The organism is Pseudoalteromonas sp. 2CM36K (assembly GCF_023161865.1).
Taxonomy (GTDB): Bacteria; Pseudomonadota; Gammaproteobacteria; order Enterobacterales; family Alteromonadaceae; genus Pseudoalteromonas; species Pseudoalteromonas tetraodonis.
Genome location: NZ_JALNTK010000003.1, coordinates 1 through 12,126, shown reverse-complemented (window position 1 = coordinate 12,126; position 12,126 = coordinate 1). Strand labels below are relative to the sequence as shown.

Below are 12,126 nucleotides of genomic sequence, written 5' to 3'. Positions count from 1 at the left end.
ATGAGTCTATACCAAGGACTGTTATAAATCGAGAGCCGCTTTAAATAGTTGTTTATGGACACTGACTAAATCATTAATGTTACGCTGATAACCACCACCTAAAGCACACATAAGCGGGATGTTTCGCTGCTTACATAAGTTAAGAACGGCAAAGTCACGCGCGTATACGCCAGCCAAAGAAACATCAAATAAGCCGAGTTCGTCTTTGGTATAAATATCGGCGCCCGCATTATATAAGATAATATCGGGCTGGTGGAGGCGAACACATAACTCAAGAGCTTGCTCTAGTGTTGTTAAATACTCTGCATCTGTGGTGTTTGCAGGTAAGCCAAAGTCATAGGTTGAGTGCTGTTTTTGCCGAGGAAAGTTTTGTTCACAGTGAATTGAGCAGCTAATTATCTGCTCGTGCTGTTGGGTTATTTGCGCGGTACCGTCACCTTGGTGTACGTCACAATCAAATATTAATACGGTGTCGGCTTGCTCCGTTGCAATAAGATGCGCTGCCGCAATGGCTAAATCATTAAAAATACAAAAGCCACTGCCGTAATTGCTATAAGCATGGTGGTACCCGCCACTTAAATTAGCCGCTAAACCACTTTTAAGTGCATTCTCAGCTGCTTGAATACTGGCACCAACAGAATAAAGGGTTCGCTCGACTAGTTCAGGTGAGTGCGGAAACCCCATTTTCTTAACCGCTTTGTCAGTTAACGAGCCATTTAAAAAATCTGCGATGTACTCTGAGCTATGACACAATTTCAATTGCGCTGTTGTTGCTGGCGAAGGTGATATAAATTGTGTGTAGCCTAAACGCTCTATTTCATGCTTAAGCTGCTGATACTTTTTAATTGGAAAGCGATGGCGCTCAGGTAACTCTAATTGCGAGTACAGAGGGTGATAAAAAAGCTGCATTAGCGTAGCTGTTGTTTTTCTACTTGTTGAATTTTGTCTTCGGTGGCAGAAATTGCTTTTCTACAACGGCCGAGTCGAGCATGAGTGGTTAAAATTTCTTGATTAAGCTTTTGCGCTTGCGCTGGTGATGCTTTTTCCATTTGCAATTTACGCTCTTCAATCATTAATACCAGGCGGCGTTCAAACTCATGGTTTTGTTTAAGTTCATCATATAACTCATGGGATGATTGCATGATTTTTTGCACTGCTTGTTTGTAAATAGGCTGTTTGGCACGAGGCTTATAATGACTTTTGTTTTCTTTCACCCAAATAGGGGTCGATTTAATTACATTAAAGACCGCTTGTACCTGGCTGGCAATGCGCTCAAGTGCATAGGTGTAGGCATGACGGTGTTCGCTCGGTGGTAGGCTGGCTATTTCATCTTCTATTTCTACTACATAGTCGGCTAAGTTCATGCTTTTGGTACTAAATACGCCTCTGTCAAATAAGCTCGGCTGTGCCTGCATATACCGGTTTTTAGCAAATAATTTTGCTTTATCAAATTGCTCTGCCTGTTGCTTAAGCGTAGCAACTTGTTGGCGTAGTTTGTCTAAAGCAGCAGATTGCATGTTAAAAGTATGCCTCGTAAATTAGTTTTAACGCTAAAAGTATAACCATAGTATTAAATACTGGGCGAATAAATTTACTGCCAAAACGAATAGCTGAATGTGCGCCAAACCATGCACCAAGCATGATAAAGAAGCCCATTGTAATTCCCAGTAAAAAGTTAACATGGCCAAGTGCAACAAAGGTGATCAGCGAGATAAAGTTAGAAACAAAATTCATTGAACGCGCCAAACCACAATTAAGTAGCAAACTCATTTTATAAAGCATACCGTTTGAGGCAGTCCAAAAAGTTCCCGTTCCAGGACCAGCTAAACCATCAAAAAAACCTAGGCTTAATCCTTGTAGCCACTGTTTTACTTTTATTGTGCGGGTTAATTTAGGCAGATCATCACTTTGTGTGGTACTTAAATTACCAAACAAGCTGTAGCAAGCCACTAAAATAATAATAATGGGTAAGAGTTTATTTAAAAACTCAATGCTTAAATGATCAACAATAAGTGTGCCTAACAAAGCACCTATGGCGGTAGCTATAATAGAAGCAAACCAAAATCGTGGGTTAAATAACTGTTTTTTATAATAGGTAATACTGGCGGTTAACGAGCCAAAACTGGCGGCCAATTTATTAGTGCCGAGCGTCAAGTGAGGAGGCAATCCCGCCGTTAACAGTGCTGGTACAGTAAGTAATCCACCGCCGCCAGCAATAGCATCAATAAAGCCCGCTAAAAGTGCAACGCCACATAAAATAGCCCAAGTTGTTGGGTCGAGTGCAAGTTCAAACATCAGTAATCTATTTGTCTTTTAAAAGGTGGTAAGGTGTCAAGCATGGCTTTGCCATATCGTTTGGTGACTAGGCGTCTATCTAAAATAGTTATTGTGCCTGCATCACTTTCTTTGCGCAGCAGTCTACCACAGCTTTGTACCAATTTCTTTGCTGCGTCTGGCACGGTTATCGATAAAAACGGATTACCGCCTTTACTTTGCACAAACTCTGCTTGTGCTTCTTCTATTGGCGAGGTGGGCACCGCAAACGGAATTTTGGTAATAATCAGGTTTTCTAAATACTTCCCAGGTAAATCAAGCCCTTCAGAAAGGCTTTGGGTGCCAAATAAAATACTGCCTTTGCCTTCATCAATATTTTTAGTATGTAATTTGAGTAAAGTTTCTCGTGACATTTCACCTTGTACTAATAAGTTAAAACCTTTTGTTCTAAGAAACTTACTTACATGGTCCATTTGCCAGTAAGAGGCAAATAACACTAAGTTGGCTTTTTTTGTGTTTAGATAATCGGGTAATGTTTTAGCAATATGATCGCTAAATTCTTTATCTGTTGGCTCTATACTTGAGGCCGGAATGCGTAAAGTGGCTTGTTTTGGGTAGTCAAACGGAGAGGGGACTTTAATGAATTTTACCCCTTCCTCTTTGGCAAGGCCGCTTTCATAGGCAAAATGATCAAATGAACCGAGTGCGCTCAAGGTGGCTGAACATAACACGGCTCCAGCACATTCGCTCCACAGCTTATCTTTTAAATAGTAACCGACCTCAATGGGGCAGTCGCTAAGCAAGTGATCATGATGGCTTTTATATTCAAGTCGTTTTATCCAACGCGCATGCGGTGTGCCTTCACCTTTAGTGGCGTAACTAAACCATAATTTATTAAGTTGCTCTAATCGGTTTATGTATTGCCCACTTTCAGCCAGAATGGGGTCGGCAATATAAGGTTTAATATCACCGTCGCTTACATCTTGGGTGAGGGTGTCGTGCATTTTATTTAAACACCGTAAAGCATCAAGCGTAGCCTCACTAATGTCTTTTGCCTTAGCGTGTAACGATTTAGGTATTTCACCATGTTCAAAGCGATAGGTATCGTCTTTTGAATATTCAAAATCAGCGTTGTCGAGTATATCGCGCACCACTTTTAAATCTTTGTTAGCATCGTTAACGCTATCGCATAACTTAAAGTTTTGCCCAATACCTTTTTGACCCACTAACACTTTGGCCATTTTGCCACTAAATTTAGTGAGTTTGTCGAGCCAATCTATCGTGCCTTTTATTGTAGCCGCAGCAGATGAAAAATCCCGGGTAATATGCGCAAGGTGATGCGCTTCATCGATTACATAAATGGTGTTGTCGGGCTCGGGTAAAATTTTTCCGCCCCCTAAGTCTAAATCGGCTAACAGTAACGAATGGTTTATAACCAATACATCCATTTGCATTAACTGCTGGCGAGCCAGTTGAAACGGGCATGTTTGGTGTGCTTTCATCTGGCGTTGGCAAGCATGCTTATCGCAAGCAATGAGCCCCCATACCCTATCAGGAATGGTATCGGCCCAGCTGTCTCTATCGCCTTGCCATTTTTTATTGATATAGGCATCGTAAAGTTGCTTTAAGCATTGAGTTTCCATATCACTTAATGGCGATGTAAGGGTAGGCATAAACTCCATTTGAGTTTGGCTATCGCTGTTTAGCGCATTATGAAGTTTGTGTGCACAAATATAACGTTGGCGGCCTTTTACTAAATCAAATTTAAAATCGAGCCCTGAGTGCTTTTTAAAAAACGGCAGCTCTTTAGCGATTAATTGCTCTTGCAAAGCCACAGTAGCTGTGGAAATAACCAATTTCTTTTTTTGTGCTAATGCCAGTGGTAGAGCGCCTAGGCAGTAAGCTAATGACTTTCCGGTGCCTGTGCCTGCTTCAATAACACAAATACGTTGTTTTTTATGGTATTCACCGGCTAATGTTTTGGCGATTTCAGCAACTAAATAGTTTTGACTACTGCGAGGGCGGTAATCGGTTAGGTTATTTGCAACATGCTGGTGTACTTGTCTAATTGTTTTTTTAAGTGAGCTCGATAGCATGTGATGATTAACCTAAAATATGTATATAATTACAGTGTATATATTAAGTGGGATCGAACATTGACACAAGCAATCTATCAGGGCTTTATTTTATCAAGGCAACAATACGCGGCTAAAAATGCACAAGGTATTACTTTGTGCTATTGGCTAAGCTCTGATCAGGGCCCACTTAAAGTTATTATTGAAAACCAGCAGGCAGTGTTTTTCATCCCATTGTCAGCGCAACATACTGCAAATACTTTACTCGCACAGGCAAATATAAAAGCGCAATTTAATAAGGTTGAGTTGTGCCATTTTAGTGGCAGCGAGTGTGTGGCTTGTTACTTCAACGACATACATAGTTTATATACTGCGCGAACTCTACTAGAACAAGCAATGCCAATTTATGAGGCCGATGTACGCCACAGCGACCGCTTTTTAATGGAGCGCTTTATTAAAGGAGGTGTGTGGGTAGCGGGTAACGCCAAAGCTCAAAACGGCTTTATTGAAATTAGTGACGCAAAGTTAAAAGCAAACACCGATTATACGCCAACGCTTAAGTCTGTTTCTTTGGATATAGAATGCAATGGCGACGGGGTGTTATTTAGTGTTGCACTGGTGGGAAATGGTCTAGATTGCGTATTGATGATAGGTGAGCCGCAGCTGCAGAGCGACTCGACATTTGAAATAGACTGGTGCTATGACGAAATTAACCTACTTACCAAGCTGCAGCAGTACATTATAAATAATGACCCCGATGTTATTATTGGTTGGAATGTCATTGATTTTGATTTTAGTTTATTGCAAGAACGCGCAGAGGCGTTAGGGCTTACTCTAAACTTTGGCCGAGATAATCAACCTTTATATATTAATAAGGGTCATTACACCCGATTAACGCTCCCAGGGCGTTGCGTAATAGATGGCATTGATACATTAAAAAATGCGACTTACCGATTTGACAGCTTTTCGTTAGCTAATGTTGCAGAGCGTGTGCTTAACGAATCTAAATTAATAAAAACCGATAACCGATTATCTGAAATTGTACGCCAATTTAATGAAGACAAGCTCGCTCTTGCTGCTTATAACCGCCAAGATTGTATTTTGGTTAATCAAATTTTCGAAAAATTAAAGTTATTTGAATTTGCCATAGTCAGAACCCAAATAACAGGGCTCGAACTGGAACGCATGGGTGGCTCGGTTGCCGCATTTACAAACTTATACTTACCGTTATTACACCGCAGTGGTTATGTTGCCCCCAATTTAGGCGATCATGGGCTCTCATTTGAAAGCCCCGGTGGCTATGTGATGGAGTCGACTCCAGGGCTGTATAAAAACGTTTTGGTACTTGATTTTAAAAGCTTATACCCTTCAATTATGCGTACGTTTTGTATTGACCCGCTAGGTTTAATCGCAGGGTTAAATGCACCAGAGCATGCGGTTGAAGGATTTAATCAGGCGTTATTCTCAAGAACGCAGCACCACCTGCCAAAATTAATTGAGCACCTGACACAAACTCGCCAAGAAGCAAAAGACACTAATCAACCCATGCTCTCGCAAGCGATTAAAATTATTATGAATAGCTTATATGGCGTACTCGGCTCTAAGGGTTGTCGGTTTTACGATCCGCGTTTATCGAGTTCCATTACTTTGCGTGGCCATGAGATAATGCAAACAACCCGTAAATGGATAGAAGCGCAAGGCTTTGAGGTGATATATGGTGATACCGACTCTACGTTTGTAAAACTTAGTGAAGATACCAGTCCTGAGCAATGCAACGAAATTGGCTGCCAACTTGTTCGACATATCAACGAAAAGTGGCAAGTAGATTTAAAGCAGCGTTATGGTTTAAAAAGCTATTTAGAAATTGAATTTGAAACCCATTACAGTCCATTTTTTATGCCAACTATACGAGGTAAAAAAACAGGTTCTAAAAAACGTTATGTTGGTCAAGTAACAAAAAACAATGAAAAAAAGTTGGTCTTTAAAGGTATGGAAACAGTTCGCAGTGATTGGACTGAGTTTGCACAAGAGTTTCAAACACAGTTATTCGAGACTTTATTTACCGATAACTTCGAAATACAGCAACTGCACAATATAATAAACAGCTACACGCAAAAACTTTATAATGGTGAGTTCGACCGTAAATTAGTATATAGAAAGCGGTTAGGGCAGCACCTTAACGATTACATCAAAAGTATTCCTCCTCATGTTCAAGCTGTTAAAAAATACAAAGCGAATCATCCTGAGTTTGAAATAAAACGCGGGCAGGTGATTGAATATGTATACGCAGTAACCGGCGCTGAGCTTTATACCGGTAAAAACATTCTGAACTACCCACTGTACATCCAAAGGCAGCTCGACCCTGTTGCGCAAATGATATTAAGCGCATTAAACACACCAACCGAGTCTACCCAAGCTACATTATTTTAACTTAGTCATGAGGTAAATAGGCATTTTATAGGTTGTTTTTCGATATTAAGTTTCTACTTTGCATAAAAATTGTAAAAGTTAACATTTGTGATCTTGGTTACATATTTATTCAAAAGCACTACAAAATAAAAATCTAACTAAAGTAAATAATTCCCCTTTAAATCAGTGGTTTGTTTTTTTGTGGCTGGGTTTTTTATAAATTAGGTTCGAAAAAGAGCTTAAAAAACGAAACAAAAAAACGTAAAAATGATAACGAGAAGTCACTTAAAGTATTTTTAAAGTTAATTTAATGTTGACTGACTTGTATTCATAGTATTATCATCTGGAGCATGATCACAATTTAGTTAACAAAAGTGGTCAAAAATAAAAAAACAAATAGTATTCTAGGGAGAATCAAATGTTAAATAATAAAGTTTCAAAAGCAGTTCGCTTAGCGATCGCTTTTGGTGCAGCTTCTACTGCTGCTTTCTCAGCAAGTTCATTTGCTGCAGAAGAAGGCGCAGAAAAAGTTGAACGTATCGAAGTAACAGGTTCACGTATCAAGCAAGTTGATATGGAAACTGCCTCACCAGTGACAGTTATTACTGCAGCTGATATCCAGTTATCTGGTGAAGCGACAGTTGCAGATGTGTTAAATAACTCGTCTGTAAACAGTTTCGGTTCTTGGCGTGGTATGTCAGGTTATGGTTCAGGTGCCGCCGCAACTTCAAATGTTAATATGCGTGGCCTTGGTGCAAACTATACACTTGTATTATTAGACGGCCGTCGTATGCCAGGTACTAGTTCTTCTTCTGGTGCTGCAGCTGATACATCACGAATTCCAATGGCAATCGTTGAACGTATTGAAATTCTTCGTGAAGGTGCATCTGCGGTATATGGTTCTGATGCGGTTGCTGGTGTAATTAACATCATCACTAAAAAAGATTTTAATGGTTTAAACTTCACATATGACACCGAGTTACCTTCAGTTGAAGGTGGTGATACTAATCGTTTCTCTGTAACTGGTGGTTATGCATCTGATAAAGGTAATATCACATTAACTTACGAACACTACAAAGCAGATGCAGTTTATGACCGTGATATCTGGGAATTAGATTCTGAATTATACGGTGCATTTTCGTCTTACAGCTCTGTTCCAAATGGTCAAGGTAAAGACTCTAAAAACTGGTACTCAGCAGACTTATGTGATGTTGCAGATAATACAGTACCAAGTAGCGACGGCCGTTGTTTATATAGTTATGGCGCTGTGACTAAGCTTTTCGCTGACGCAGAACAAGACTCAATCCTTTCAAACTTTAAGTATGAGTTAACAGACGACTTATATTTCCGTGGCCGTGCAAGTGCTTCAATGTCTAAGACTGATGCTCGTTATGCTGGTACACCTGTATCAACTACAAAACCGACTATGTATGCTGATAACCCTATGAACCCATATGGTGAAGATATTTCACTAAGCATGCGTTCAGCTAACTTGGGTAACCGTGATACTCGTGTTGAAATTGCTAACATTGATTTTGTTGGTGGCTTAGTAGGTTATACTGATATTGGTAACGGATTTGACTGGGAAATCAATGCGCAGCGTAGCCGTTCTACAACTGAATCATTTAATCGTAATTTAATTAATGATCCACTTGTACAGTCTCTAATCGATACAGGTGAATACGATATCTTCAATACTACAGGTATGGATTTCGAAACTTGGGATGCACAAATGGCTGATATGTATGCTGGTGCAGCTCACATGGGTACTTATAAAGCAGAGTTCGAAAGCACTCAATTTGACGGTTTAGTCTCTACAACACTTGTTGATAATGAATCATTTACTTTAGCTGGTGTAGTAGGTGCAGAGTTTGAAACAATTGACTTCACTCAGTATTCAGATCCATTATCTGCTTCAGGTAATGTGTCAGGTGGTTCAGGTGGTGATGATGTATTTGCAACACGTGACCGTACTTCTAGCTACTTAGAGCTACAAGCTGCTTTCCCATTCGGTTTAGATTTAAATGCTGCGGTTCGTTACGATAAATATGAGCAAGAAGGTGACGTAGGTGCATCTGTTGTTGCGGGTGAATTCGATAACGTAACTAGTCAACTTGGTGCTGCTTGGCGTATCACTGATGACTTCTTAGTGCGTGCTAGCTGGGGTGAGTCTTTCCGTGCTCCAAACATGGGTGAGATGTTCTCTAGCCAATCTTTAAGCTTCGAAACTAACTACGATACACTTTGGTGTGATAACCAAGGTAACGCTGCAAGCGATACTGTTTACTGTGCGCCAAGTGGTACACAACACAAAACGTGGTTTGGTGGTAACCCAGATTTAGAGCCAGAAGAAGGTGAGTCTCTAACTGTTGGTACAGTTTGGAATGTGACAGATACACTTTCAATGGAAGTTTCATACTACAAAGTAAAAATTGATAACCGTATTGCTGCAATCAGTACAGATCGCTTACTTTCAGATGAAATTGAAAATGGCTCTAATCCAGCTGTTGTGCGTGATGCAGAAGGTAAAATTGATGTAATGTATAGCTTTGACCAAAACATGGCTTCTTTAGAGACGTCTGGTTTTGACTTTAAAGCGAACTACATGCATGAAACTAGCATTGGTGATTTCTCATTACGTGGTGAAGCAAGTTACGTTGAAGAGTTTGTAGAAACCACAGAAGTAGGAGCTGATCCTTTCGATTACTCTGGTCTTCAAGATTACCCAGAGTGGCGTGCAAATATGACGCTTGATTGGAAATATGACAATTTTGGTGCTGCTTGGTCTACTTACTACATTGGTAAACAAGAATCAGGTGCTGAAGAATTTAACAGTCCTTCTTTAGCGCCAGTTGCGAGCTACTTCAAGCATAATGCTCAAGTATCTTATACGCACGATTGGAATGGTAAAGTAACATTTGGTGTGAATAACATTTTCGACCGTGAAGCACCTAAATGGTACGACGGTTTCTACGACTACCGTGATGCTTCTACAGCACTATATGATGTGCTTGGCAGAACAATTTTCTTAAAAGTAGAACAAACGTTCTAAATTAAATTTTAATTTAATTTAGTTATAATTAGAGCTAGCTTATACGCTTAATGCCGATCAGTTAAGAAATATTTAATGATCCATTGACCGTTCTTCTAGTTAGTATATAAAGGCTTCTGAATTGATTCAGGAGCCTTTTTTTTGCAACTCACTACCGCACTTTCTCTTGCCAATGGGTATGCCCCCAAACTCCGAAGGACTAGGACAGCTCAGTGATTTCCTTTGTCCTGAATTTATTAAGCAATGTGCAGAAACTGCAGGTGTTGCAACGATAAGACGCAGAAGATTGCCTGTCGAAATGGCTGTGTGGACAGTCATTTGCATGTCACTTTATCGCGAAGACCCACTGTGGAGTATTGTCAGTAAATTAGGTTTAGCATTGCCCGGTAAAAAAGCGTTAGTTGCGCCAAGCGCTGTGGTACAAGCAAAACAACGCCGTGGCGCTGATGGAGTGAAAGAAGTCTTTGAACAAAGCCAAAAAATGTGGAATAAGGAGGCTAATCATCCCACATGGTGCGGGTTATCTCTCTTAGGCGTTGATGGTGTCATTTGGCGCACACCTGATACCCAAGAAAACCATCAAGCATTTTCAGCTCGGAAAAACCAGCACGGTGATACGGCTTTTCCTCAAGTTCGTATGGTATGTCTTATGGAGTTAACGAGTCACCTGTTAATGGGGAGTGCCTTTGATAGCTGCCGCTCAAGTGAGATGGTACTTGCAGAAGACTTAATCGAAGCAACACCCGATAATTCACTCACGTTATTTGACAGAGGTTTTTATTCTCTGGGCTTACTGAATCGCTGGCATCATGCAGAAAAAAATCGCCATTGGCTCCATTCCATGAGGAAAGGAACCCAGTACGAAGTCGTTCGTAAGCGTCTAGCTAACGACACTCAGCTTGTTTAATGTTCCAAGGTAACAGCGATTCAAGATTATCAGGCTGCTCAATAAGATGCTGTAAACAAGTAGAAATATAATCATGCACTATAAGGTCATTGGCCTTTGCGGTTTCAACAAGGCTATAAAGTATCGCACTGGCATGTGCACCCTTGCTGGTATTTGAGAGCAGCCAGTTTTTTCGCCCTATCACGAACGGTTTTATAGCTTGCGCTGCGCGATTGTTATCAATTTTAAGCCTGCCATCCTCTAAGTAACGTCGGAATTTTTCAAATTGATTTATCACGTAGTTAATGGCTTTACCTAGCGCCATTTTGGGTGGGATTTTATCTTTGTGCTTGAGCAACCATTGATATAACTTGTCAACAATGGGTTTGGCTTTTTGTTGTCTAACAGTGTACTTCTCTGTGGTTGGTTTATCTTTAATGGCTTGCTCAATACCGTAGAGCTTGCCAATAAGATTGAGTGCCACATCCGCTTTACCCGTTTTCTTATTATTCCCTTTCGCTTCGATGAAGTAACGACGTATATGAGCAAGGCATGCAACCAGCGTTGCCTGAGTTTGCTCGTAAGCTTTATAGCCGTCAACGTGAATGTAGCCTTGGTAACCATTTAGGAAATCAACGGCACATTGGCCCGCACGACTATTATGACAATTAAACAGGACAATATTCGTGCCTTCCCTCGGCTTATCATCGCCACAACAATATAACCACATATAGCTGGTTACGTTATCTGCGTTAATGGCGTTTAACGGGGTTTCATCAGCATGAATAACCGCCTGCGATAACAACGCTTCTTTTAAGCGTTGATACACAGGAGACAACAGCTCTGCGCAGCGTAGCATCCAGCTTGACATGGTTTGTCTGCTCAACTCAATACCAATATCGCCTAACAGTGTTTCTTGGCGATAAAGCGGTAAGCCAAACTGGTATTTACAGGTGATTAGTTGACTCAGCAAACTGGCCGTTGCGATACTTTTTGGAATGGGCACTGCGGGCATAGGGGCCGATTTAACCACACAATCAATGCCTTCACGCTCACAGTGACGGCACGCATATTTAGGACTAATGGTTTTGATTACTTTGATATGCGCTGGCACAAATTCTAACGCTTCACTGCTGCTTTTGTGGGTGAATTATAAAGTTTCACCCCATACAATAAAGTATCATATAAAACAATAAAGATTCATACTAAAGGCGCTAGAGTAGTCATACCAAATGCGCCCTTAAAGTTTTTCTATGATTACGAATATGAGTTATAAAGGCTCAGCGAATAGTTACTTAGCCGGCAAACAATTGCCAGCTAAGCTGTGGTGTTAACTCTGTTAGGAGTAGCGCCGTGAATCGCCCCGAGTTCATCGGAGACCAGTTTGTTTAAGTCAGGCCACTTTACCTGACTCGTTTAAATTATCATAG

General features: G+C 40.6%; 6 protein-coding genes and 2 pseudogenes. 3 read left to right on the top strand and 5 right to left on the bottom strand.

Translation table 11 applies throughout. The features are described from left to right. Positions 1 to 21: 21 nt before the first annotated feature. From MTN97_RS02120 to dinG, 4 genes are read right to left on the bottom strand one after another with little or no spacing between them, the layout of a single operon-like run. The gene (locus MTN97_RS02120; protein WP_248473570.1) at positions 22 to 909 is read right to left on the bottom strand and encodes a histone deacetylase; all 888 of its coding nucleotides are present in this window, start codon (positions 907 to 909) and stop codon (positions 22 to 24) included. Continuing rightward, positions 909 to 1,517, bottom strand: coding sequence for a primosomal replication protein (locus MTN97_RS02115; RefSeq protein ID WP_248473569.1), 609 nt, complete (start codon positions 1,515 to 1,517; stop codon positions 909 to 911). The genes MTN97_RS02120 and MTN97_RS02115 overlap by 1 nt, the downstream gene beginning before the upstream one ends. Before the next feature lies 1 nt (position 1,518). Next, entirely contained in the window at positions 1,519 to 2,295 is a 777-nt protein-coding gene (locus tag MTN97_RS02110; RefSeq protein ID WP_036982008.1) for a TSUP family transporter, read from the bottom strand. Further along, the gene (dinG, locus tag MTN97_RS02105; RefSeq protein WP_138627063.1) at positions 2,295 to 4,370 is read right to left on the bottom strand and encodes an ATP-dependent DNA helicase DinG; all 2,076 of its coding nucleotides are present in this window, start codon (positions 4,368 to 4,370) and stop codon (positions 2,295 to 2,297) included. Before dinG ends, MTN97_RS02110 begins: the two co-directional genes overlap by 1 nt. A 60-nt stretch (positions 4,371 to 4,430) precedes the next feature. Between dinG and MTN97_RS02100 the strand changes: the two genes are divergently transcribed. From MTN97_RS02100 to MTN97_RS02090, 3 genes and pseudogenes are all read left to right on the top strand, one after another. Then, entirely contained in the window at positions 4,431 to 6,779 is a 2,349-nt protein-coding gene (locus MTN97_RS02100; protein WP_248473568.1) for a DNA polymerase II, read from the top strand. A gap of 397 nt (positions 6,780 to 7,176) precedes the next feature. Further along, positions 7,177 to 9,810, top strand: coding sequence for a TonB-dependent receptor (locus tag MTN97_RS02095; protein WP_248473567.1), 2,634 nt, complete (start codon positions 7,177 to 7,179; stop codon positions 9,808 to 9,810). A gap of 141 nt (positions 9,811 to 9,951) precedes the next feature. Further along, positions 9,952 to 10,702: pseudogene (locus MTN97_RS02090) on the top strand (IS4 family transposase); the annotation flags it as partial. On the opposite strand, the pseudogene tnpC reads toward MTN97_RS02090, so the two are convergent. Then, positions 10,695 to 11,819 (bottom strand): annotated as a pseudogene (tnpC, locus tag MTN97_RS02085) (IS66 family transposase); the annotation flags it as partial. The pseudogenes MTN97_RS02090 and tnpC overlap by 8 nt on opposite strands. Positions 11,820 to 12,126 lie beyond the last annotated feature (307 nt).

What these genes read in the sequence shown, in the direction of transcription:
- MTN97_RS02095 (WP_248473567.1), top strand. Translation starts at nt 7,177, where the DNA reads ATGTTAAATAATAAAGTTTCAAAAGCAGTTCGCTTAGCGATCGCTTTT.
- MTN97_RS02115 (WP_248473569.1), bottom strand. Translation starts at nt 1,517, where the DNA reads ATGCAATCTGCTGCTTTAGACAAACTACGCCAACAAGTTGCTACGCTT.
- MTN97_RS02120 (WP_248473570.1), bottom strand. Translation starts at nt 909, where the DNA reads ATGCAGCTTTTTTATCACCCTCTGTACTCGCAATTAGAGTTACCTGAG.
- dinG (WP_138627063.1), bottom strand. Translation starts at nt 4,370, where the DNA reads ATGCTATCGAGCTCACTTAAAAAAACAATTAGACAAGTACACCAGCAT.
- MTN97_RS02110 (WP_036982008.1), bottom strand. Translation starts at nt 2,295, where the DNA reads ATGTTTGAACTTGCACTCGACCCAACAACTTGGGCTATTTTATGTGGC.